The sequence below is a fragment of the Gloeobacter violaceus PCC 7421 genome (genome assembly GCF_000011385.1).
Lineage (GTDB): Bacteria > Cyanobacteriota > Cyanobacteriia > Gloeobacterales > Gloeobacteraceae > Gloeobacter > Gloeobacter violaceus.
On sequence record NC_005125.1, the window covers coordinates 1,341,935 to 1,364,790 of the forward strand.

Here is a 22,856-nt window from a genome sequence, read left to right on the forward strand (position 1 = left end):
ACTTTGGATATAGGAGAACCGCCATGTCCCTTTGGGCCACCGAACAAGCCACCATCGAACTACTGCCGAACGCCACCGAAGACGACCTGCAGACCGTCGTGCGTGCGGTTTACAAACAAGTGCTGGGCAACGAACACCTGATGGAAAGCGAGCGGCTCACCACGGCCGAATCGCTGCTGCGCAACGGCGACATCACGGTGCGCCAGTTTGTGAGCCTGGTCGCCAAATCCGACCTCTACCAATCGCTGTTTTTTGAAACCACTTCCCAGTACCGCTTTATCGAACTGAACTTCAAACACCTCCTGGGCCGCGCCCCGGTCGATCAAACCGAGATTTCCGCCCATGTGCAAATTTACAACCAGGACGGCTACGAAGCGGAGATCGACAGCTACATCGACAGCGACGAATACATCGAAAATTTTGGCGACAGCGTCGTGCCCTATCCGCGGGCGGTGCGTACCCAGGTGGGTCTCAAGAACGTCGGCTTCAACCGCATGTTCGCCCTGATGCGCGGTGCCGCGAGCAGCGACGGCGACAACCGCGCACGGCTGATTACTTCGCTTGCGGCCAACATGTCCCCGCCCATCAAAGCGCCCGCCCGCAGTGGGGCCGGTTCCTACAGCAACACCGCCAAGCGCTTCCGCATCACCGTGGCCAAGTCGAACGTCGGCCCGCGCGTGCGCTACAGCAACATCGAGTACGTGGTCAGCTACGACAAGATGACCCAGCAGGTGCAGAATATTCACAAGGCCGGCGGCCGGATCGTCGCCATCAGCGAAGTTGCCTGATTCCGTCCAACTGTTCTTGCATTCAAGGAGTCCTTTCCATGTCAGGCATGGTTACCACCGGTGTCGCCGCATTGAGCGACTACGACAACCGCACCGTGGTCATCGAGGTGACCGGGATGCGCCAGGACCGCATGCGCCGCAGCAACACGACTTTTAAGGTCCCCCACGCGCGCATGTCCCAGACGATGCAGCTCATCAACCGCATGGGCGGCAAAGTCGTGGGGGTCACCTTGCCGGGCGGCAACGGCGGCGAGGCTGAGACCCCCTAGAAAGCAAAGTGCCATAGCCCGACGCCGCGCCGGTTCGCCGCGCGCGGCTGTCGGGTATCTTGATAGACAGACCACGCACCAGGGAGAACCGCCCCGATGTACAACAACGTCACAGCCAACACCGAGTGGGGACGCAAGGTCTTCAAGATCACCGTCGCCCAGTTCCCCGACGCCGACGGGCTCGACACCGACAACCTCAGCCAGAGCAATTACTTTGTGACCGTGCCCCTCGCCCGGTTGCTGCCCGAGATGCAGCTGATTAAAAACAAAGGCGGCAAGGTGCTCTCGGTCGAACCGGTGGTCTCCTAAGCATTCATGACCCTCATCACACCGGACACCAGTCTGACGGTCGAGGAGGCCGTCGAGCAGTTGCGTGGAGAGGATCTCAGCCAGCGCTACTACGCGGCCTGGTACCTGGGCTATCTCGAGGACCCGCGCGCGGTGGAGGCGCTCGTCGCCGCCCTCGCCGACGAATCGGACCGCACAGAAATGGGCGGCTATCCGCTTAGACGCAAGGCGGCAGAATCGCTGGGCCGCATCGGCGAGGCGCGGGCGGTGCCAAGCCTGGTCGAGATACTTGGGTGCGAGGATTACTACGTGCGCGAAGCCGCCGCCTGGTCTCTGGCGCGCATCGGGGACGCGCTGGCGGTGGAGCCGCTGGTGGCGTTGCTCGGCCAGGGGGGTTCTCAGCCCTACGAAGCGATCATCGAAGCGCTCGGGGATCTGCGCGTCCACCGGGCGGTGCCGCTCATCCAGCCTTTTTTGCAGGAGCGCTCCGAGCGCATACGCTACGCCGCCGCCCGTTCGTTGTTTCAACTGACCGGGGAAGTGGCGCTGATTGACATTCTGCTCGGGGGACTGGCAAGCGCCGATTCGCACATCCGCCGGGCAGCCCTGTTTGATCTGGCCGACACCGGTTATCTGCCCGCCGCCGTCAAGATTGTGCACGCCGATGTGACGGCGACGTTGAAGCTGCTCGCCCTCAAGCAACTGGCGGACGTGCAGACCACCGACGCAGCGGCTGCTGACGTCCTGCCCTTTATCGATTCGATTCTGTAATCTGCGATGAGCACCACCGAGGACACGGCCGTCGAACGCGCCCTTGTCGAATTTGCCCGCGCGGGCGCCCCGGCCGAATTGCTCGCCATCGTGCGCACGATCGCCGCCGCGGGCGATCCGCGCGGCACCGAGCCCCTGATCCGGGCGTTGACGTTCAACGACGCTGCCTTCCACGACCTCGCCATCGACGGGCTGACGGCCATCGGCGAACCGGCTGTGGAGCCGCTGCTGGCCAGCCTGGACGGCATGGATTACGGGGCGCGCTACCGGGCATTGCGCGCCCTGGTGGCAATTGGCGATCCGCGCGCCCGGCCGGCTTATGAGTACTGGCTGGGGGCCGACATCATCCCCGGCGTGCGCTGCATCTGCGTGAAGGGTCTTGCCCGTTTCCCCGACACCGAGCCGCTGCTCCTGAAAGCCCTCGAAGACAAAGTCTGGGTAGTGCGCTACTACGCCATCCAGATGCTCTTCGAGCGGGGGCTCACCCCGTTCACCCATGCCGCCCTGGAAGCACTGGCAACCGACCCGGAGCGGGTGGTGCGTTTGAAGCTCGCCCAGATCTTCGCCCAGGTGAGTGCCGGAAGCTGAGGTGGCGCCTGCCGTAGCGGTTTGTTCGCTTTATATTTCGACATAAGATTGAGCTATTCCCACCGAATGGTGGGTGCTAAACGTGCGTCTATGGGGTGTTTTTATGGCGGCGACCAAAAGAGCGGCGCGCAACTGGCTCTGGGTAGTGCACTGGGTGATGGCCATCTCATTTGTGATTTTGTTTGCAAGCGGGATGATCATGACGGAACTGCCTCGGGAAGTGGCTTACCGGCCTTCTTTCTACGCTTTTCACAAATCGATGGGCGTGCTCATCTTGTTTTTGCTGACTGCTCGCATCCTGGTGATGATCCGCACCCTGGGTCCGGCCCGGTCCAAGAACTGGCTGCCGGTGGTGGCCCTGCACACCGCTTTGTACACGTTCATGGTGGTGGTGCCTTTGAGCGGCTATTTCTACTCGAACACCGCCGGCCGGGAGGTGGCGATGTTCGGTATCCCGATGCCGACGCTGTTTGGTGAGAATAAGGCCCTGGCGGATGCGGCCGGGGAGGCGCACGGGTGGCTGGCCTACGTCTTTGCAAGCTTTGTGGCCGTGCATCTGATCGCACAGCGCAGACATCTGGCGGGGGTCTGGAAGCGTTTTGGGCAACGCAGTAGTGCAGACGCCTGAAACTTTGGATTCAGGTATTGACGTGTGCGGCAGCAGTAGATAAGTCATCTGCAAAAGATATATCCGGATTGGATGGTTCGCCCTTCGCGTTCGACCCGTTCGCCGCACAAAGGTTCGGAGGAAATCCAACTTGAACCGCTTGCGGCGCGGGCCTTGCAGCACCTGTACCGGCTGCTGCTGGTGCTGTATCCGGCGGAGTTTCGCCGGGAGTATGGGGAGGCGCAGGTGCAGATGTTCCTTGACAGCCTGCACTCGGAGTACCGCGAGCGGGGGATGCCGGGGGCTGTAAGGTTGTCGTTGGAGATGATGATGGATGGAATTTGGGCCGCCCTAGCCGAGCAATCGAGCGTGCTGCGGCAGGACGTGCGCTACGCGTGGCAGATGATGCGCCGCAGCCCCGGCCTGACGTTGGCGGCAATTGTCACTTTGGCGTTGGGAATCGGGGCCAACACGGCGGTCTTCAGCGTCGTGCACGCCATCTTGCTGCGACCTTTTCCCTTTGATCAGCCGGAGCGGCTGGTGATGATCGATTCGAAGCTGGATGGTCAGGAGGGGTACACGGTGAGCTATCCGGACTACCTCGACTACCGCGCGGGCAGCCGCGGCCTCGCCGCCAGCGCTCTTTACGTGCGGATCGGCCAGACGCTCACCGAGCCCGGCAAAGCGCCGGAGCAGCTGTCGGCCCTGGTGAGCAGCGCCTCGTTTCTGGACGTGCTGGGGGTCAAACCGGCCCTGGGCCGCAATTTTCTGCCCGAGGAGGACATCGCCGGCAACCGCAGCATCATTTTGGGCCACGCACTGTGGCAGAAGCGCTTCGGGGGCGATCTGGCCATCGTCGGCAAAAGCCTCATCCTGGATGGTCGGCCCCACACCGTGGTCGGGGTAATGTCCGAGGAGTTTACTTTTTCCCGTGGCGAAAAGCTCTACACCTCCCTGGGTTCGTGGATCACGCCGGGCCGCGATCCCAGGTTGGGATTGTCGGATCCGTGGGATCGCAACAATCACCTCGGGCTGGTGATGGTGGCCCGCCTCGCGCCGGGGGTCGCCCCGCTGCAGGTCGAGGCCGAACTGGCCGCCCGCGCCGCCCAGCTGGAGCGTCAGTACCCCGACAGCAACCGCGGCGTGAGCGCCTATATCACTGCGCTGGAGGAGTTCTACCAGGGCGAGGCGAGGCCGACGTTGCGGATATTGATGGGGGCGGTCGTCTTCGTGCTGCTGATTGCCGTGGCGAATGTCGCCAATTTGCAGATCGCCCGCGCCGCCGCCCGCCGCCGCGAAATCGCCATTCGCCTCGCTTTGGGAGCCGGTCGGGGGCGGATTGTGCGGCAGTTGCTCACCGAGAATCTGGTGCTTGCCACAGCCGGTGGGCTTGCGGGATTGCTGCTTGCCTGGGCGGCGCTGCCCTGGATGACCAACCTGCTGTCGGGGACGATGTTTCGGGCAGACCGCGTCTCGATCGATCCGATGGTGCTGCTGTTTACCTTCGCCATTGCCCTGGGATCCGGAGTCCTCTTCGGGCTGGTTCCCGCCTGGACCGCCTCGCGCTCCCGGCTGGCGGAGGTGCTCAAAGAGAGCGGCCGCGCGACCGCCGGGCTTGGCCGCCGCCGGTTGCGCGGGGCGCTGATTGTCGCTGAAGTCGGTCTGGCGCTGGTGCTGCTCAGTGGGGCGGGCTTGATGGTGCAGAGTTTTTTCAACCTGCGCGGCGTCCCTCTTGGTTTTGAGACCGACGGGGTGCTCACAGGTAGCTTCGTGCTGCCCGAGCGGCATTACCCGAACGGCGACGCCCAGCGCCGCTTCGTGCGCGATCTCATCGAAGGGGTGCGCGCTTTACCTGGGGTGCGCACGGCCGCCGTCACCGTGGTCGCGCCTTTATCCAGATTCCAGAGTCAAACAAAATTCAAAATTTTCGGCCGCCCGCTGCGCGAGGAGCCAATGGCCGACTATCTGGGGGGCAGCCCGGATCTGTTTCGGGCTCTCGCTATTCCGCTGGTGGCCGGGCGCTACTTCAACGAGCTGGATAAGCCGGCATCTTCCCAGGTGATCATCATCAACGACGTGATGGCTGAGCGCTACTTTGCAGGCCGCTCGCCCCTCGGGCAGAAGCTATCTATTGAGGGCTACGACGGCTGGCTCACAATCGTGGGGGTGGTGGGCTCCATCCGCCAGAACGATCTGCGCGAGCAGCCCCACCCCCAGATCTACCGCCCCTACGCCCAGGATCCGTGGCCTTACCTCTCGGTCCTCCTCAAAAGCGATCGCGATCCGCAGGGCCTGGCAGGCGAGTTGCGGCGCACGATCCAGGCCATCGACCCGGACCAGCCGGTGACCAGCGTGCGCCCGCTTTCTGCAGCCGTTGACGACGCCGTGCGCCGTCCTCTGCTGACTGCCAGCCTGTTTGCGGTATTCGCCGTGATTGCCCTGGTCAATGCTGCCGTCGGCATCTACGGGGTGCTCAGCCAGGCGGTCACCGAGCGCACCGGCGAAATCGGCGTGCGCATGGCCCTGGGAGCCACCGCCGGGGACATCACCCGGATGATCTTGCGGCAGGGCGGTACCCTGGTGGCCATTGGCCTGGCGGTAGGTCTTGCCGCTTCTGTTGCCCTGGGCGGCCTGCTGGGCAGCCTCGTCTTCGGCCTGAGCGCCACCGACCTGCCCACCCTGGGCGCTATCGCCCTACTGTTGGGATCGGTGGCGCTGTTGGCCTGCTACCTGCCCGCCCACCGCGCTACCCGCGTCGATCCGATGGTGGCGCTGCGCCACGAATAGCAGATACCCGAAAGGGATTGACGGCCGCCGCCGAAATCGCTAAATTATCCACAACGGATATATCCAGCCTGGATGCTTGATGGGGCTGGGTTGCCGCGATTGACCCCTGTTTTCAATCCCGCGAGTGTCAATGGATATTCCACGCGACAAACCGAGCCCGGCAAGCCGCCGGTGGCGGGCCGCCCTGCTCACCCTGGCCGCATCGAGTGCCGTGGTGCTCGCCACGTGGGTAGTGGCGAACCTGAAGCCCGCCGCCCCGACAGTGGAGCGCTCCACCGTCTGGATCGACACCGTCCGGCGCGGGGCGTTGATTCGCCAGGTGCGGGGCCTCGGCACCCTGGTTCCCGAGCAGATCCGCTGGATCCCGGCTCTCAGCGAGGGGCGGGTCGAGCGGATTGCCGTGCGTCCGGGGGCGGTGGTGAACCCGCGGACGGTGCTGGTGGAACTGGCCAATCCCGAACTGGAGCAGAGCGCTCTCGATGCGCGGTTGCAGCTGAAGGCCGCCGAGGCGGAACTGGCCAACTTGCGGGTGCAGACTACCAGTCAATTGCTCACCCAGCGTGCGGCCCTCGCCGCGGTGCAGTCGGATTTTCGCCAGGCCGAACTGCAGCGGCAGGTCAACGACGATCTGGCCCGCCAGGGGCTCATCGGCAGTCTGCAGGCGAAGCTCTCGACGGTCAAAGCCGAAGAGTTGGCCACCCGTTCGGACCTCGAAAAACAGCGCTCTGAGATCGCCCTCGAAGCCAGGCGTGCCCAGCTCTCGGTGCAGAGCACCAAAGTCGAGCAGTTGCGCACGCTCACGCGCTTGCGCGAGAGTCAGGTGGCGGCCCTCAAGGTGCGCGCCGGCATGAGCGGGGTGCTCCAGCAGTTGCCCCTGGAAGTGGGCCAGCGGGTGGCACCGGGCACCAACCTGGCCAGGGTGGCCGATCCGAAGACCCTCAAGGCGGAGGTGAAGATCGCCGAGACCCAGGCGAAGGACATTCTGCTCGGCCAACCCGCCCTCATCGACACCCACAACGGCACGGCGGCGGGCCGGGTGCGGCGCATCGACCCGGCGGTGCAAAACGGCACGGTGACGGTGGAGGTGGGTCTGGTGGGGACGCTTCCCAAGGGAGCCAGGCCGGATCTGAGCGTGGACGGCACCATCGAGCTGGAGCGCGCGGCCGACGTGCTCTATATCGGCCGACCCGCCTTTGGGGGCGAAGCCTCCGCCGTGAGCCTCTTCAAGCTCACAGCGGACGGCACGGAGGCGGTGCGGGTGCCGGTGCGCCTCGGCCGCGGCTCGGTGAGCACCATCGAGGTGCTCTCCGGTCTGACGGTTGGGGAGCGGGCCATCCTCTCCGACCTGTCCGCCCAGGACCGCTTCGATCGCATCCGCCTGCAATAAGCCTTCAGGAGGCATCGCCATGAACGCATCCCCACAGTCCCTTATTCGCCTCGACGGCGTGAGCAAAGTGTTTATGACCGACGAGGTCGAGACCCGTGCCCTCTCACAGGTCGATCTCGAAATCCGTACAGGCGAATACGTCGCCATCGCCGGCCCTTCCGGCTGCGGCAAATCGACGCTTCTGGCGATTTTGGGCCTGCTCGATTCGCCCAGCCAGGGCACCTATCTGTTGCGCGGCCAGACGGTGCAGAGTCTGGACCTGGTCGAACGCTCGCGCATCCGCAACCGCGAAATCGGATTTATTTTTCAGAGCTTCAACTTGATTGGCGATCTGACCGTCGCCGAGAATGTCGAACTGCCGCTCACCTACCGGGGGCTGAGTGAGCCGGAGCGCAAAAAGCGGGTTACCCAGGCGCTCGACCGCGTCGAGATGTCCCACCGTCTGGGGCACTATCCGGCCCAACTGTCGGGCGGCCAGCAGCAGCGCGTCGCCGTGGCCCGCGCCCTGGCCGGTTCGCCGGGCATTCTGCTGGCGGACGAGCCCACCGGCAACCTCGATTCGGCCAACGGCCAGGCGGTGATGGATTTGCTGGGCGAGTTGCACCGGGGCGGGGCCACCATCTGCATGGTTACCCACGATCCGCGTTTCGCCGGTTATGCCGAGCGCACCATCCACCTGCTCGACGGCCAGATCGTGCAGGCCGACGAAGCGTCGATGGCCAGATCGCGGGCGATGGGCGGCTAGATCACCCGGCCCGTCGCGGGCGGCTCGCCGTGCAGCCGCGCACGAACTGCAGCAGCGAGGCCGTGCGCACCGGATCGGGAAAGAGCGCTTCGGTGGCGAGTACAGCGAGCATCGAGGTGACTTCGGCGTCGAGGGCCGCCTCGAATTCGGTCGCGGGCCAGAGCAGATCCGGCGCCTGGCGCACATCCTGGATCCGGCCTCCGCCGCTGCGCAGCGCCAATGGCCTCGCCCAGCAGGTGAGTTCGCCCCGGGCGTTGACGACAATGTCTTTGACTTCCGCCAAGAGCAGTTGCTCAGCGTCGTCGAGACGCAGGCAGACCAGTTGATCTTTGACGAGCTTCACGGAGGTAGATCCTTCTGCTGTTGAGTGACCGGGCGCCGGGTCGGCTGAATGCCCTATACCTGACGGGTTCGCACCGACAGACAGGCTTCGGTGACCGCGAAAACCGATTCGGCCAGGCCGTCCAGGTCGTAGCCGCCTTCGAGGCCGAAGAGCACCCGGCGAGTGCGCGCCAGGGCCTGGCGGGCAAAATCGCCGTAGTCCGAGGCCCGCAAAGCCATCTCGGCGAGCGGATCGTCGATGTGGCCGTCAAAACCGGCGCTGACGATCAATAACTCCGGATCGAAGCGTTCGATAAACGGCCAGACCAGCGTGTCGAGCGCCTGCTGGTACTCTTTGCGGGCACACCCGGCCGGTAGCGGCACGTTGAGAACGTTATCCGCCGCGCCGCGTTCGTGGCTGTGGCCGGTGCCCGGGTAGTGGGGTGACTGGTGCAGCGAGATATACGCCAGGCGCGATTCTTCCCAAAGCAGTTGCTGGGTGCCGTTGCCGTGGTGCACGTCCCAGTCGAGCACCGCGACGCGCGTCCGGCCGTGCACGCGCAACGCGTAATGGGCAGCCAGGGCGGCGTTGGCAAACACGCAAAATCCCATCGCCTGCCCGCGCTCGGCGTGGTGGCCGGGGGGGCGGGCGAGCACCCAGGCGGGTTCGCCCGTGCGGATCACCGCATCGACACCGTCCAGCCAACCGCCCGCCGCGAGCGAAGCCACCTCGAAGCTCTCGGCACTCACCGTCGTGTCAGGATCGAGCGAACCGCCGCCGGCCCTGCAGACCTGTTCGACCGTCTCGACCAGTTCGGCGCTGTGGACCCAGAGCAATTGCTCGCGGGTGGCCTGGCGCGGTTCCTGCCAGGCAAGGGACGGAGCGAGCGGCGAGCGGCGCAGGCGCTCGACAATTGCCGCAAGCCGCTGGGGCCGCTCGGGGTGCATAGCCCCGGTGCGATGTTCGAGGAAACGATCGGTGTAGATGACCGGCAGCACAGTGTCCTTACCTGGAACGAACAGGCCAGGACGGTATTATAACGGTCGGCTCGCCGCCTCAGCCGCCAATCTCAAAGCGCGCCCCCACCCGAAAGGTCGTCCCCGGCGCGGGTGCGCCGTCTTGGTACTCGTACTGGGTATCGAAGATGTTGAAGACGCTGCCGGTCAGGATAATTTGCGGAGTGATCGGAAACTCGGTATTGAGATCGAGGGTGAACCAGGCTGGGACGAAATCGAGGGAGTTGATGCGCCGCTTGCCGCCGTCGTAGCGGCCCACCAGGCTCGCGAGCATGCCCTGGTTGCGGTAGAGCAGGTTGAAGATGACGTTGTTGAACGGGATATCCGGCACCTGGTACTGGTAGAAGTACGGAAATTGGGTGGAATTGATGCTGTCCACCGAGCCGAAGGGGCGGGCGTCGGTGTTCGTCCAACTCACCCGCAGGCGCACCTGGTCCGAGAGCCCCCAGTCGCCGGTCATCTCGATGCCGGTCGCGAGTTGACCGTCCAGGTTGACTGTCTGACTGAGAATCGGAAAGCGCTGCGGATCTTGGCCGAAGGAGCCGTCGTTGAGCACCTGCAGCGTGCCGAAGACACCATCGAGGTAGGTGCTGAAGTAGGTGAAGCGCACCCCCAGGTTGTTGGCCGGGGTGAAGTCGAGGCCGACGTCGTAAGTGACGCCCGTCTCCGGTCTCAAATTGGGATTGCCGATGCTGCCCGCGCCCGCGACGTTGATGGCGCTCAGGTTCGGGGCGTTGAAGACGTAGGACCAGTTGGCCCGCAGTGAAATCGTGCGGTCGGGGGTGAAGCGCACCCCCGCGGCCGGGGTGAGCAGTTCACCGAAGGCCGAATTGCTCGTGTAGCGCAAGCCGGCGTTCACTTTGAGCTGGTCGCTGAAGCTGATGTCGTCGATGAGAAAGGCCGAGTAGCGGGCGATGGCCTGATCGAAAAAGGGGATCACCCCCACCTGCTGCTGGTAGCTGCGGTCCTCGGTGAAGTTCAGACCGAAGGATAGATCCTGCCCCGGCGAGAGCTTGGTGTTGAGGGAGGTCTGTACCTCGATTTTATCGGACTGGAAATACGGCTGGCTGGTGGCACCGGCCGTGAAGGCCCCCGGTGCGCCGGGGATGCGGCGCGGTCCGAGGGCGATTTGCAGATTGCTGTCGTAGTAGTAGGGCCGGGGTACCCAGGAATTGCCCGTCAGCCGGTAGTAGTAGGCGTAGCTGTTGATCGAAGTCGTGGGGTTCACCTCGTGATCCCAGAGCACCGCCACTTCGGTCTGGGCGGTGTTGGTCTGGGTGAGGCCGCCCGCCGATACCGAGGCGGCCCGCTCGATGCCGTAGGCGTTGCCCGGGGTGAAGGGGATGCCGCTCAAGCTGCTGCTGTAGGGAAAAACGCGCTGACCGGAGGCGATCCAGCTGCTGGGGGTAAGGATGATGTAGCGCTGGGGATCGCAAGGAAGCGGGTTGCCCTGGCTGTCGAGCGGCTGGATGCGTTGCCCGGCGAAGACCGGGTTGAGGGCGGCGCTGGCGTTGCCCGCGCAGACCGCATCGGAAAACAGTCCCGGCCCCGAGGAGATATATTTGCGGTTTTGCTGGTTGAGGCGGGCGGTGATCCGATTGACCGGATCCGGTTTGAAGACCAGTTTGGCCGAGTAGGAGTCGCTCGCGGCCCCGGCTTCGTTGGCGGTCAGACGGCCGCTAATCTGGACGGGCGGCCCGACCTCGGGCTTGAGAAACCCGTACAGGTCGATAGGGCCGCTGTTGGCCGGGTCGTTGGTGCCCGCACCATTGAGGTTGAAGGAGTTGGGGCCGTTGGCGCCGGCATTGGGATAGCTGTTGGCTGAGAAGAGATTGAAGTCGATCGGTTCCGGTCGCCCAATGGACGGATCGGCCGGAATCGAGGTGGTCGGCAAAGCCGCGTTGGGGTTGTTGGTGGTCCCGTAGAACTGGGCGGTGTTGGGGACGGTGTAGCGAAACGGGTAGTCGTTCTGAGAAGTGACCCCGGCGTAGGTGAGATTGAAGCTAAATACGTCGTCGCCGCCGCCGTACTTGGCCACGTAGCGGTTGAAGCCGTAGCTGCCGGTCTCGTATTGCAGCGTCAATTTGGGCGGTCCTTTGGGAGTCTCGGTGATCAGGTTGATGACACCGCCTACCGAACCGGAACCGTAGCGCAAGGTCGCCCCGCCGGTGAGCACCTCGATGCGCTCCAGATCTTCGCCCTGATAGCCGAAGATGTCGCTGCGGCCGTTGGAGGAGCGCGTCAGCGACAGACCGTCGCGCAAAGCCTGAAAGCGCTGGTCGTTGAAGCCGCGCAGGTAGGTCTCGCCGATGCCGCGCACGCCGCCGAGCGACGGTGCCGCCTGAAAACCCGGCACCAGCACCAGGCTGTCGGTGACCGTCGTGGAGCCGACCGCTTTAAAATCTTCTTTTTTGACGCTGTAGACGGTGGCGGTGACATCGCGCTGGCGCACGGCCCGCCGGGTGGCCGTCACCGAGACTTCGTCGAGAAAGTTCTCATCGTCCGCGGGTGTTTCACCCTGGGCGGTGGCGGGCTCCCCAGCCGCCGGGGCGGCAGGGGTCGGGGCGGCTTGACTCACGACCGGTTGCGTCCAGTTCCAGAGGGGCGGCTGGGTCTTGAGATCCGCCGCCCCGCCGGTGCCCTCCAACAGTTCCCGGGCCGATTGCACCGTCATCGGCGGGGCCGAGCGCGCCACCGTCTGGGGGGGCAGACCAGCAACTTGCCCAGCCGGAACCGCCTGTACCGGAACCCCAGCCGCGGCGATGAGTAACGTCCCAAGGCAAATTTGTCGTCCAGTTTTCAACAACAATGGCGTCCATTGTTGCTCGTGTTTATGCATGCCAAGCTCCTCACGAACCGTGGCCGATACTTTCGCGCATCGGCACAGATCCGCGCACCAAGTTTGGTAAAGATCTACAGTGATTTTTGGCTAAGGAATGTTTAAGACAAACACTCTGAATAGATTTTTTTGCAGGAACTTCTACCCACTCATCAGTCAGCTTCGCACCCCAAGGCGCTTTTTAAGAGACGACGGCAAGTCCCTAAACTAAGGCAGCAATACGGCCTCGCCCCTAGGAAGCTGGCAGCAACTTCAGAAACAGTGGCTGAGTTTGTTGTGCAAGAAGTGCAATTGGTAGCAATCGAACCACATTTGCCAAATATTGGATAACCCGGATACCAAATTATTGGCCGATTTGCTCCGATGGCGTTGCCTCGTCCGCAGCGGCGCGCCGTTGTCGTTCGAAAGCAGGAATTTTATTGTTGGTAGAGTTGCTCTGCATCGGCAAGTTGCCTGCTTTCTCCCCCCGCAGGGGGAAAGCAGGCAACTTGACCACGTGTCGACTAGCGCGGCCCGGCGATGCGCCAGTTCAGGTCGGCCACCGGGGTGAGGGCCACCGACGAAGAGAAGGCGGTGCCGTTCATGATCCAGACGCTGTTGGCACCGCTGGCCTTGTTGCGCCAGAGAATGTCCGGCTTACCGTCGCCCGAGTAATCGGCGGCCCCGCCGATCTGCCAGTTGGGATCGCCCACAGGACTGAGGGCCACCGACGAAGAGAAGGTCGTGCCGTTCATGATCCAGACGCTGTTGGCACCGCTGGCCTTGTTGCGCCAGAGAATGTCCGGCTTGCCGTCGCCGCTAAAATCGGCAGCGGCGACGATTTCCCAGTTGAGATCGCCCACAGAGCTGAGGGCCACCGACGAAGAGAAGGCGGTGCCGTTCATGATCCAGACGCTGTTGGCGCCGGTGGCCTTGTTGCGCCAGAGAATGTCCGGCTTGCCGTCACCAGAAAAATCCCCCGTGCCGACGATCTGCCAGTTCGGGTCGCTGACGGGGCTGATCGTCACCGTCGAAGAGAGGGCCGTGCCGTTCATGATCCAGATCGTGTTCTGGCCGGTGGCGCCGTTGCGCCAGAGGATGTCGGTCTTGCCGTCGGCGGTAAAGTCGGAGGCCCCGCCGATGGTCCAGTTGCGATCACTCACCGAAGTGAGCGCCACCGAGGAAGAGAAGGCGGTGCCGTTCATCCGCCAGACGGTGTTGGCTCCTGTAGCACCGTTGCGCCAGAGAATGTCCGCTTTACCGTCGCCGGAGAAGTCCCCGCGCACCAGGCCGCCGCCCACCGGCGCCTGCAAAGCGCGCAGGGCCATGACGATGCCGAAGCCGGAGTCGCGGTCGACGCCTGCGGCCATGTTGTCGAGGGTGGTGGTGGTGAGGACCGAGCGCAGCTGATCGAGGGTGATCGTTGGCCGCAAGGACTTGAGCAGGGCGGCGATTGCCGCGGCGTGGGGGGCGGCGGCGGAGGTGCCGAAGAAAGGGTTCAATCCGCTGTTGGGAGGCAAGGTGGTCACTACGCCATCGGCGGCGGCGATATCGGGCTTCTGGCGCACCGCCCCGCCGGTGGCCAGGACGTTGCCGGGGGTGATCGCACTGCCGTCGGCGTTGTAGAAGACGCGGCGCGGTCCGTCGGAGCTGAAGTCTTCGACCGGGTTGGCCGCCCCACCGGTGAAGGCACCGCCTGCCGCCGTGGCGACAGGCACCGCCGCGACCGAGAAGGCTTTGGACGCGGCGCTGTGGCCCTTGGTGCGGCCGCTGGTGCCGCTGGCGAGTAGGCCCCGGCCGACGTTGAGGTGCAAGTAGCGCGGATCGCCGTCGACAAGGGTCACGACCAGCAAATCGCCGGGTCCGGCGCTGGCCGCCTCGACCGGATCTTCGGTACCGGTTTGGGGATCGGTTGAAAAGTCTACCAGGAAACTACCCGTAGAATCGATGATGTACAGGTCGTAGTCGTTGGCCGATGCGCCCAGGGCGTCGGACCAGAACAGGTAGGCAGGCTCGCTGGAACTGTCGAGCTGCTGGTTGGCCGTGCTGCCGTTGAAACTGTGGATGGCGCCGACCGATTCGCCGTCGATGATCAGATCTTCGCCGGAATCGACAAAGTTGCCTTCCCAGACGCTCGAGGTGCCGCTGGTGAGGTTGCCGGAATTGCCGGCGGAAGAAAAGTAAGCGACCCCGGCGGCGGTCACTTCGTTGACGGCCTGGGCGATGGGCGCGTCCTGAAAGGGCGATTCGTTGAAATACTCGACATCATCGACGATCACCGTGCAGCCGGCGTTTTTAAGGGCAACAATATTTTCGGCAAAGCCCTCGACAGACTCGAAGGCGGTGGCGAAGTAGAGCTGCGCACCGGGGGCAAGGTCGTGGACAATTTGCAGCATTGCCCGACCCTCGTCGGAGCCGGAACTGCATCCAGGATCCTCCTGCAGCACGGTGACCCCGGCGGCGGGCAGATCCCCGGAGGCGATATCGGCCGCCGCCGCGCCCTGGCAGTTGTAGCTGTCGGAGAGCACGCCGATTTTGATCCCGGTGCCGTTGACTCCGTAGGTGCTGCGGGCGGTATCCGCCGTGTGGGCTTTGTCTCCCTCGGAGGTCACCGAGCCGACATTGAGCACCGGAGCGTCTTCGGGCAGGTTCTGGGCGGCCAGGCGGATCTGCTCGGGCAACTGTTGCTTGACCCGCTCGATGCGCCGAGCCAGGGAAGCGGCATCTTGCAGGGGACGGGGATTGCCTTTGTTCAACTGGGCTTTGGCGGCGCGGCGAATAAAAGTGACTTCGCTGAGGGCGGCCAATTCCTCCAGCCGGGCCAGGGGCACCCAGGCCCGCACGGCGCTGTAGCGCGGCACACTGCTACGAACGGTGCCGCCCAAGGATTCGATCTTGGCGAGCAGGGCGGGGGTGACTTGCGCTTTGATGTCAACTAGGGCCCGCCCGCTGCCGTCGCGCTCGACATTGAGCCGCAGCGGACCCACCCCCTGGGCAAAAGATTCGCCCCGCTGCTGCTTGAGGGCGTAGAGCAACTGCGAATCGATCTTGCGCTGGGTGGGGGTGCGGCGGGCCTTCTCGCGCATCAGCGCTTCGATCTGGCGTTTGGCGTTTTCGCCGATTTTGATCTCGCCGGTCGGAGCGGCCACTGCCGGAACGGCGGCACCGAGCAGCGCTTGCAGACACAAAGTTGTCGAAATCAGGCGGCGCACGATACCGCCGTAGCGTTGGGTCACGGAATGATTTGCCATTGGAAATTTCCTGTGAGCAATAGGGAAAACAAAGAAGGTCGACGAACCCGTCCAAAGTAGGGATTTTTTGCATGGGCCACCGCACCGGGCGCAGCGGCGATAAGCACGGTACCACCGATGGTCCGTTGGTGGATAGAGCCCACCAATACCCAATAAAGTGATTAGAACCGGTCTGACACTTTTAGATAGGCTGGTGGGAACCAAAAATTAAGCCACAGCGGCGTCAATTTTTAATTGAGGATGGCGCCGTCCATCAGCCGGTCGAGCCGACCGGCAAGTTCGGCGCGCAACAGCGGATGGGCGGTCAGCTCCGGATCGCGCTCGATGAGCGATTGGGCCTCGCGGCGGGCTAGCTCAAGGCTGTCCTGGTCTTCGACCAGCGACGAGAGCACCATGTCCGGCAGGCCCGACTGGCGCGTACCCATCACCTCGCCGGGGCCGCGCAGGCGCAGGTCCATCTCGGCGATCAAAAAGCCGTCGTTCGATTGTTCGAGCACCCGCAGCCGCTGCAAAGCCGATTCGGTCTTGGTGGCGCTCATCAACAGGCAAAAGCTCTGGTTCGCCCCCCGGCCCACCCGGCCGCGCAACTGGTGCAACTGGGCAAGCCCGAACCGCTCGGCGTGCTCGATGAGCATCACCGTGGCGTTGGGCACATCGACACCGACTTCGACGACGGTTGTCGAGACGAGGAGGTCGAGTTCGTGCCGCCGAAAGGCCCCGATCACCGCTTCTTTTTCCTCAGATTTGAGCCGTCCGTGCAACAGTCCCAAGCGAAATTCCGCAAAGATTTTTTCTTTGAGGCGTTCGTGCTCTTCGATGGCCGATCGCAAGTCGACTTTTTCGGATTCTTCGATGAGCGGCAGCACGATGTAGGCTTGACGGCCTTCGAGGATCTGGCGGCGGATCAGTTCATTCACCTGGGTGCGCTCGGAGGGGGTGACGACGGTGGTACGCACCGGTTTGCGCCCCGGCGGCAACTCGTCGATTTGCGAGACGTCCAGATCGCCGTGCAGCGTGAGCGCCAGGGTGCGCGGGATCGGTGTCGCGGTCATGGTGAGCAGGTCCGGGTTGCGGCCTTTGTTTTGCAACCGGGCGCGCTGGCCGACCCCAAAGCGGTGCTGCTCGTCGATCACCACTAGGCCCAGATTGGCGAACTGCACCCCGTCTTGAATCAGGGCGTGGGTGCCCACCACCACGTTCAATTCGCCCGAGGCCAGTTGCCTGAGCACATCGCGTCGGCGAGCGGCGCGCACCGAACCGGTGACGAGTTCCACCGGCAGGTGCAGCTGCGAGAGCCACTGCACGAGTTTTTGATAGTGCTGCTCGGCCAGGACTTCGGTGGGGGCCATCAGGGCGGTCTGGTAGCCCGACTGCAAGGCGGTGAGCATGGCGACCACCGCCACCACCGTCTTGCCGGAACCGACGTCCCCCTGGATCAGCCGATTCATCGGCTCGGGAGATCCAAGATCGGCCAGCACCTCCTCGACCACCCGCTTCTGGGCGCCGGTAAAGGCAAAGGGCAAAAGCTTATAAAACTGCTCGATCAGTTCGCCGCGGGTGCGAAAGGCGATACCCGCACTCTGGCGCTTCTGGCGGTGACGGCGCTGCAGCAGGCCCAACTGCAAAAAGAAAAATTCGTCGAAAACCAGTCGCCGTCGGGCCTGAAGCTTGTGTTCGGCGCTCTCGGGGTAATGGACCGCCCGAATCGCCCCCGGTAGGTCCAATAGACCCAGCGATGTGCGGACAGCAGCCGGCAGCGGGTCTGTGAAGGCGTTGGCGAAGGGCAATGCGGCCTTGACCGCCCGGCGCACCACCCCCGCCCCCACCCCTTCGGCGAGCGCATAGACCGGTACGATCTTGGTGAGATTCTGCAAATCTTCGCCTTCGTCCAGCACCTCCAGTTGCGGCTCCTGCAAGGTCAGTCCGGTGGTGGAGCGTTTGACCAGGCCGCTTGCGGCCACTGTCGCCCCGCGCGGGTACTGCTTCATCTGGGCTTCCTGCCAGCCGCGGTGGGTAAAGCGCGTCCCGGCAAAAAACTGCGACAGCTGCATCTGGCCGGTGCCGTCGCCCAGGGTGAGGGTAAAAATCGACAGTTTGTGGTTGCGGGGGCTGGTAAAGCAGCGGCAGCGGCGCACCTGGCCGAGCAAAGTGACCATTTCGCCCGGTTGGCAGACTTTGATCGTCGTGCGGTTGCTGTAATCGAGGTAGTCGCGCGGGTAGTAGCGCAGCACCTGCCCGATCGTCGTCAGTCCAAGTTTTTCAAGTTGGGCGGCAAGCTTCGGCCCGATGCCGCCAAGCTTGGTCATCGGCTGATCGAGGATGGCCGCTTCGGGTGGCGCAGTGGGTTTGCCGTTGGGGCGCTCCGGAGCAGGTGTTTCGAGGGAGCGGCGGATTCGGTGCAAAAACCGCCGGGTCTCGGCCACCAGATGGGCGCGCGCGGCATTTTCCAGGTCGGCGTAACGGGCGTAGCGCGCCCCCAGATCCTGCCAGCGCCGCGCCGAGTCCTTGTCCTCCAGACCGCCCGGTGCGGTGGCGAGCGTTTCGCTCAAGAATTCTGCGAAGTACTGGCGGGAGCCTTTGAGGTTCACAAAGCCGCGGTCGGCCTCCGCGGCCAGGGCGCGGTGGAGACGCTGGAGCAGTTCGGCGAACGCTTCGGTGTGCGACACAGCTCACATTGTAGGACTGACCGGGAAGTTATGCCTGAGCGGCGCTAAATGTGGTGTGAGCACCCCCGCGAATATCGAGCGCTCCGATCGTATTGCTTCTTGCGGCGGTTCGTTTGCGACCAAAGTCGCCATCGCCTAGCCTTGATAAGCACATTGGTCAGGAGCAATTCGCCTTTGGGAGCGATCCGGCCGCTGGCCGACCAGACCGTGCGTCTGCTCGCCGCAGGAGAAGTAATCGATTCGCCCGCAGCGGTGGTGCGCGAACTGGTGGACAACAGCCTGGATGCCGGGGCGGATCGCATCCGGGTGAGCTTCTGGCCCGAATCGTGGCGCGTCCAAGTCCAGGACAACGGCCTGGGCTTCGAGGCGGAGGAATTGCCGATGGCGGCCCGCTCCCATGCCACCAGCAAACTGGGCGCCATCGAAGATCTCTGGCGGTTGCGCACCCTGGGCTTTCGCGGCGAGGGGCTGCACAGCATCGCCGTGGTGGCGCGGCTGGAAATTCTCACCTGCACACCTACTGCCCGCACCGCCACCCGCGCCCGCTACGACCATAAGGGCGAACTGGTCGAATCGCAGCCGGCCGCCGCTGCTCCTGGAACGGTGGTGACGGTTAGCGAACTATTCGAGTTGCAACCGGTGCGCCGCCGCTTTCTGGCGGACACCAAAGCTCAAGTGCGCGCCGTCACCCAGCTTGTGCACCGCTACGCCCTTGCCTATCCGGGGCATTTATTTGAATTGGCGGTGGACGGCAGGCTGCAGTTGCAGCTGTGGGCCGCCCCCGGCCTCAAGCAGCGCGCGCTGCAACTGTTGAATTCCTATGACGAGCACGACCTGCGCGAGGTACACCTGGAGCGCGACGGCCGCCGCGTTCGCCTGGCGATCGGTTTACCTGATCGCTGCTCGCGGGCGCGCGCCGATTGGCTGCAGATCTATATCAACGGTCGCTTCGTGCGCCACGGCGAACTGGAGCAGGCGGTGCGCGCCGGATTTGAACGCACGCTGCGTCCCGGCCGCCAGCCGGTGTGCATTGTGCAACTGATACTTCCTGCGGACGAGGTGGACTGGAACCGTCACCCGGCCAAGCTCGAAGTGCAACTGGCCGGGACCGCTCCTGCCTGCGAACTGGTGGTAGCGGCCATTGGCGAGGGGCTGCGCCACTTTGCCCCGAAGCCCGCCGCCGCGCTGTTGCGTCTGGCGGAGGCGCACCTGCCTTACGCAGCAGAAAGCACAGGCGGCGAGTTGTTGCTCAAAGCCCTCGCCCAGCTCCACCAGACCTATATCCTGGCTGAGTATCCCGGCGGTGTTTGTCTGGTCGAACAGCACGTCGCCCACGAGCGGGTGCTCTTCGAAGCACTGGAATCGGACTGGCAGGTGGTGCCGCTTGAGCCGCCCCTGGCACTGGAACTATCTTCTCGTCAGGCGCAGAATCTCACAGAGCACGGCATCGAGGTCGAAGCTTTCGGTGAGCGCAGTTGGTTGGTGCGTTCGGCACCGGTGGCCCTCGTCGGACGGGTGGACTGTGCGGAGGGTCTGATGGAACTGGCCGACCAAGAAGATGCCGCCCAGATGCGCGCCGCGCTCTCCTGCCGGACGGCCATCCGCAACGGCACCGCGCTTTCACCTCTCCAGATGCAGCAACTGCTCGATCGCTGGCAGCGCACCCGCAATCCCCACACCTGCCCCCACGGTCGCCCCATCTACATGCCGCTCACCGACGGGGAACTGGCCCGTTTTTTCCGCAGGCGCTGGCACATCTGCGGTTCCTAGCGCTCAAGAAATCCGGTACGCTCTTTCAAGCCGCCGGAGCGCCGTCTGCCTTTGCAGGTGCAACGATTTGGCAAACAGGGGCCAGGCCAGCTTCCAGGCCACCACGCTGACAAAAACGATGTCCGCAAAAGCCGCATCGCCTGCCAGAGCGCCCTGCACGGACAGCCCGAGGATTGCCGCGTCCAGGCCGACTGCAGCAAGTACAACCATTGCGGCCATAAAGCGGAGGTGTTCGGCGCTAAACATCGGCTGACGGAACGCTGCTGCCACGATACGTCCAGCCCCGGCGGCGCGCAACATTATGCAACACCGTCGCCGACGGTACGGGTTCAGCCGCGCAGTTGGCGGTCCAAAAAATCGCGGATCCGCTCGGCGATCACCCGGGCGTGGGTCTCCAGGGCGAAGTGGCCGGTGTCGAAAAGGTGTACCTCAGCTTCGGAATTGTCGCGCTTGAACGCCTCGGCGCCGGCCGGCAAGAAGAACGGGTCGTTGTTGCCCCAGACGGCGAGGGTGGGCGGCCGGTGGGCGCGAAAGTAAGCCTGGAAGGCGGGATAGAGCGCGACGTTGCTGCGGTAATCCAAAAACAAATCGAGTTGGATCTCCTCGTTGCCCGGCCGACTCAACAAAGCCGAATCGAGGGTGTAAGCCTCAGGGGCGATCAGCGAAAGGTCCGCCACGCCGTGGGCGTACTGCGATTGGGTCGCTTCGGGTGTGAGAAAATCGCGCAGCGCCGAGCGGTTCTCGGGCGTCGGTTCCTGCCAGTAGCACTGGATTGGATTCCAGCCTGCGCTAAGGCCTTCTTCGTAGGCGTTGCCGTTTTGGGTGATAAGGGCTGTGATCCGCTCGGGATGAGCGCTGGCAAGGCGCAGACCGACCGGCGCACCGTAATCGAAGATATAGAGCGCGTAACGCCCCAGGTCCACAGCCTCGCTAAACCGGTCGATCACATGGGCCAGACGGTCGAACGAGTAGGTGAACTGTCCGCGTTCGGGCGCGTCGGTAAAGCCGAAACCCGGCAGATCCGGCGCCACCACCCGGTAGCGGTCGGCAAGCAGCGGGATCAAATCGCGGTACATGTGCGAGGAGGTCGGAAAACCGTGCAGCAGCAGCACGGCGGGAGCGTCCTTGGGACCGGCCTCGCGGTAAAACACGCGCAGACCATCGACGGTGGCGTAACGGTACATCGTCATCTTGTCTCTCCGGTTGTGGGGATGGTTTGGACACCGAGGGCGCACACCCCAGATGCTGCGCTAACCCTCTTTGCCCTATTTTGAAGGTTAGCATGAGATTGATAACCGGCCAAGTTATTTTTTGATGGTTATGCAAGAATGGGCATAGGCGCCCCCGGGGGTGCTGCTCACACCCCAGCAAGACCCGCGAAATGGCCGAATCCCGTCCGATGCCTTTGTTTGTTGCCGATCACCTTGCGCTCGACTTTTTGAACAGCCGGGCGGCGCCGTCGGGGACGCCCATTGAGTGGCTGGCCAACGGCAAGGACCTGCTCGCCTGGCTGCAATTGGCCGGGCTCCTCGACCGCGAAACGGCGCGGCGCCTGGCGGTCGAGCACCCGCCCGAAGCGCTCGATACCGTTGCAGGCGAGGCGCGCGCCCTGCGCGAGTGGCTGCGCGGGTTTGTCGCGGGCCAGGCCGGAGGCGAGCTGGGCAAGCAGGTGCTCGGCGAGCTGGAGCCGCTCAACCGTCTGCTTGCCGGGGAAGAGGCTTACCGGCAGATCGCGTGGGGAGAAGCGGGCAAACCGGTCTGCCGAATCCACCGGCGGTGGATCCACCCGCAGCAGCTGTTGCAGCCGGTGGCCGAAGTGATGGCCGATCTGGTCTGCCGCGTCGATTTTGCCCTGGTGCGCCATTGTGAGGGAACAAACTGCACGCTGTGGTTTGTTGACACGACCAAGAGCCATTCGCGCCGCTGGTGCAGCATGGCCCTGTGCGGCAACCGCGCTAAGGCGGCTGCCCACCGCAGTCGGGCGAAGCACCCGCCTGGTCGCACCGCCGGGCCATGATGGCGATCAAGGTTTTTGCGGCGGGCGCCGCGTCAATGTAGTGAGACTCCGTTATTGCGTCAGGAGAGCATCATGCAGGTGATTTCGGTCAATGTCGGATTGCCCCGGCAAGTCGAATGGCGGGGCAGACAGGTACTTACCGGTATCTTCAAAGCACCGGTGGCCGGGCGGGTGGCGGTGCGCCCGCTGAACCTGGATGGGGATGGCCAGGCGGATCTGAGTGTGCACGGGGGGGTGGATAAGGCGGTGTACGCCTATCCGGCAGAACACTACGATTACTGGCAGCACGAGCGCAACGGCCAGGTACTGACCTGGGGAATGTTCGGCGAGAACCTGACCACCAGCGGACTGTCGGAAGCGGATGTGCACGTGGGGGACCGTTTCCGCATCGGCACTGTTGAAGTCGTTGTAACCCAGCCGCGCCTACCCTGCTACAAGCTCGGCATCCGCTTCGCAGATCCGGGGATCATCGGGAAATTCCTGGCGAGCGGCCGGACAGGCTTTTACTTCGCGGTCGAAAAAGCGGGTGAGGTGGGTACGGGCGATGCCGTCGAGCGCGTGTACACGGACGAGCGGCAGGTCAGCATTGCCGATTTTGTGCGGCTCTATGCCAAGGGCGAATCGGAAGCGCATCTGTTGGAGCGCCTGCTGCAGATCGAGGCTTTGCCTGAAAGCTGGCGGGAGTATTTTGCTCGGCGATTTTCTGTCTAGAGCGCATGGAGGGGAAAACCTCAACCTATTGAGTATCTATACCTGGACTCCTTGC

The 22,856-nt window shown here is 63.9% G+C and carries 19 protein-coding genes; 12 read left to right on the top strand and 7 right to left on the bottom strand.

The genetic code is table 11. The features are described 5' to 3' along the window. The first annotated feature begins 23 nt into the window (after nt 1–23). From GLL_RS06565 to GLL_RS06605, 9 genes are all read left to right on the top strand, one after another. Entirely contained in the window at nt 24–788 is a 765-nt protein-coding gene (locus GLL_RS06565; protein WP_011141265.1) for a phycobilisome rod-core linker polypeptide, read from the top strand. 38 nt (nt 789–826) lie between these two features. Further along, nucleotides 827–1,057, top strand: coding sequence for a phycobilisome linker polypeptide (locus GLL_RS06570; protein WP_011141266.1), 231 nt, complete (start codon nt 827–829; stop codon nt 1,055–1,057). A 96-nt stretch (nt 1,058–1,153) separates the two neighbouring features. Next, the gene (locus GLL_RS06575; RefSeq protein WP_011141267.1) at nt 1,154–1,366 is read left to right on the top strand and encodes a phycobilisome linker polypeptide; all 213 of its coding nucleotides are present in this window, start codon (nt 1,154–1,156) and stop codon (nt 1,364–1,366) included. A gap of 6 nt (nt 1,367–1,372) precedes the next feature. Next, nucleotides 1,373–2,116, top strand: coding sequence for a HEAT repeat domain-containing protein (locus GLL_RS06580; protein WP_011141268.1), 744 nt, complete (start codon nt 1,373–1,375; stop codon nt 2,114–2,116). Between the two features lie 6 nt (nt 2,117–2,122). Then, the gene (locus GLL_RS06585; protein ID WP_011141269.1) at nt 2,123–2,704 is read left to right on the top strand and encodes a HEAT repeat domain-containing protein; all 582 of its coding nucleotides are present in this window, start codon (nt 2,123–2,125) and stop codon (nt 2,702–2,704) included. Between the two features lie 103 nt (nt 2,705–2,807). Further along, nucleotides 2,808–3,332 (top strand): cytochrome b, encoded by a 525-nt coding sequence (locus tag GLL_RS06590; RefSeq protein WP_164928726.1) that lies wholly within the window; start codon nt 2,808–2,810, stop codon nt 3,330–3,332. 72 nt (nt 3,333–3,404) lie between these two features. Continuing rightward, nucleotides 3,405–6,098, top strand: a complete 2,694-nt coding sequence (locus tag GLL_RS06595) for an ABC transporter permease (RefSeq protein ID WP_011141271.1) — start codon at nt 3,405–3,407, stop codon at nt 6,096–6,098. Nucleotides 6,099–6,228: 130 nt separating this feature from the next. Next, nucleotides 6,229–7,485 carry an HlyD family secretion protein gene (locus GLL_RS06600; protein WP_164928727.1) on the top strand — a complete coding sequence of 419 codons (1,257 nt, stop codon included), beginning with the start codon at nt 6,229–6,231 and terminating at the stop codon, nt 7,483–7,485. A 19-nt stretch (nt 7,486–7,504) separates the two neighbouring features. Continuing rightward, a complete protein-coding gene (locus GLL_RS06605) occupies nt 7,505–8,230 on the top strand; it encodes an ABC transporter ATP-binding protein (RefSeq protein ID WP_011141273.1) in 726 nt (241 codons plus the stop codon). Between the two features lies 1 nt (nt 8,231). On the opposite strand, the gene GLL_RS22825 is transcribed toward GLL_RS06605, so the two are convergent. The 5 genes from GLL_RS22825 to recG form a co-directional block, all read right to left on the bottom strand. Continuing rightward, nucleotides 8,232–8,573, bottom strand: a complete 342-nt coding sequence (locus GLL_RS22825; protein ID WP_011141274.1) for a hypothetical protein — start codon at nt 8,571–8,573, stop codon at nt 8,232–8,234. A gap of 53 nt (nt 8,574–8,626) precedes the next feature. Then, complete coding sequence (locus GLL_RS06615) at nt 8,627–9,550, bottom strand: histone deacetylase family protein (protein WP_011141275.1); 924 nt, start codon at nt 9,548–9,550, stop codon at nt 8,627–8,629. Nucleotides 9,551–9,608: 58 nt separating this feature from the next. Beyond that, nucleotides 9,609–12,407 carry a TonB-dependent receptor gene (locus GLL_RS06620; RefSeq protein ID WP_011141276.1) on the bottom strand — a complete coding sequence of 933 codons (2,799 nt, stop codon included), beginning with the start codon at nt 12,405–12,407 and terminating at the stop codon, nt 9,609–9,611. Nucleotides 12,408–12,910: 503 nt separating this feature from the next. After that, nucleotides 12,911–15,637 (bottom strand): FG-GAP-like repeat-containing protein, encoded by a 2,727-nt coding sequence (locus tag GLL_RS06625; protein ID WP_011141277.1) that lies wholly within the window; start codon nt 15,635–15,637, stop codon nt 12,911–12,913. Between the two features lie 230 nt (nt 15,638–15,867). Continuing rightward, nucleotides 15,868–18,303: an ATP-dependent DNA helicase RecG gene (gene recG / locus GLL_RS06630; protein WP_011141278.1), complete on the bottom strand. Its 2,436-nt coding sequence runs from the start codon at nt 18,301–18,303 to the stop codon at nt 15,868–15,870. Between the two features lie 174 nt (nt 18,304–18,477). Between recG and mutL the strand changes: the two genes are divergently transcribed. Further along, complete coding sequence (gene mutL, locus GLL_RS06635; RefSeq protein WP_164928729.1) at nt 18,478–20,073, top strand: DNA mismatch repair endonuclease MutL; 1,596 nt, start codon at nt 18,478–18,480, stop codon at nt 20,071–20,073. Nucleotides 20,074–20,076: 3 nt separating this feature from the next. On the opposite strand, the gene GLL_RS06640 is transcribed toward mutL, so the two are convergent. Both GLL_RS06640 and GLL_RS06645 read right to left on the bottom strand, forming a co-directional pair. After that, the gene (locus GLL_RS06640) at nt 20,077–20,373 is read right to left on the bottom strand and encodes a hypothetical protein (RefSeq protein WP_011141280.1); all 297 of its coding nucleotides are present in this window, start codon (nt 20,371–20,373) and stop codon (nt 20,077–20,079) included. A 29-nt stretch (nt 20,374–20,402) separates the two neighbouring features. Beyond that, nucleotides 20,403–21,263, bottom strand: coding sequence for an alpha/beta fold hydrolase (locus GLL_RS06645; RefSeq protein ID WP_164928730.1), 861 nt, complete (start codon nt 21,261–21,263; stop codon nt 20,403–20,405). 209 nt (nt 21,264–21,472) lie between these two features. Here GLL_RS06645 and GLL_RS06650 point away from each other — a divergent pair, with 209 nt between their 5' ends. Further along, nucleotides 21,473–22,090: a CGNR zinc finger domain-containing protein gene (locus GLL_RS06650; RefSeq protein WP_197530137.1), complete on the top strand. Its 618-nt coding sequence runs from the start codon at nt 21,473–21,475 to the stop codon at nt 22,088–22,090. A gap of 72 nt (nt 22,091–22,162) precedes the next feature. Beyond that, nucleotides 22,163–22,801 carry an MOSC domain-containing protein gene (locus GLL_RS06655; RefSeq protein WP_011141283.1) on the top strand — a complete coding sequence of 213 codons (639 nt, stop codon included), beginning with the start codon at nt 22,163–22,165 and terminating at the stop codon, nt 22,799–22,801. Nucleotides 22,802–22,856: the final 55 nt, after the last annotated feature.

Coding starts and splice junctions, on each gene's coding strand:
- GLL_RS06565 (WP_011141265.1), top strand. CDS start 24: ATGTCCCTTTGGGCCACCGAACAAGCCACCATCGAACTACTGCCGAAC.
- GLL_RS06570 (WP_011141266.1), top strand. CDS start 827: ATGTCAGGCATGGTTACCACCGGTGTCGCCGCATTGAGCGACTACGAC.
- GLL_RS06575 (WP_011141267.1), top strand. CDS start 1,154: ATGTACAACAACGTCACAGCCAACACCGAGTGGGGACGCAAGGTCTTC.
- GLL_RS06580 (WP_011141268.1), top strand. CDS start 1,373: ATGACCCTCATCACACCGGACACCAGTCTGACGGTCGAGGAGGCCGTC.
- GLL_RS06585 (WP_011141269.1), top strand. CDS start 2,123: ATGAGCACCACCGAGGACACGGCCGTCGAACGCGCCCTTGTCGAATTT.
- GLL_RS06590 (WP_164928726.1), top strand. CDS start 2,808: ATGGCGGCGACCAAAAGAGCGGCGCGCAACTGGCTCTGGGTAGTGCAC.
- GLL_RS06595 (WP_011141271.1), top strand. CDS start 3,405: ATGGTTCGCCCTTCGCGTTCGACCCGTTCGCCGCACAAAGGTTCGGAG.
- GLL_RS06600 (WP_164928727.1), top strand. CDS start 6,229: ATGGATATTCCACGCGACAAACCGAGCCCGGCAAGCCGCCGGTGGCGG.
- GLL_RS06605 (WP_011141273.1), top strand. CDS start 7,505: ATGAACGCATCCCCACAGTCCCTTATTCGCCTCGACGGCGTGAGCAAA.
- GLL_RS06620 (WP_011141276.1), bottom strand. CDS start 12,407: ATGCATAAACACGAGCAACAATGGACGCCATTGTTGTTGAAAACTGGA.
- GLL_RS06625 (WP_011141277.1), bottom strand. CDS start 15,637: ATGGCAAATCATTCCGTGACCCAACGCTACGGCGGTATCGTGCGCCGC.
- GLL_RS06640 (WP_011141280.1), bottom strand. CDS start 20,373: ATGTTGCGCGCCGCCGGGGCTGGACGTATCGTGGCAGCAGCGTTCCGT.
- GLL_RS06645 (WP_164928730.1), bottom strand. CDS start 21,263: ATGACGATGTACCGTTACGCCACCGTCGATGGTCTGCGCGTGTTTTAC.
- GLL_RS06650 (WP_197530137.1), top strand. CDS start 21,473: ATGCCTTTGTTTGTTGCCGATCACCTTGCGCTCGACTTTTTGAACAGC.
- GLL_RS06655 (WP_011141283.1), top strand. CDS start 22,163: ATGCAGGTGATTTCGGTCAATGTCGGATTGCCCCGGCAAGTCGAATGG.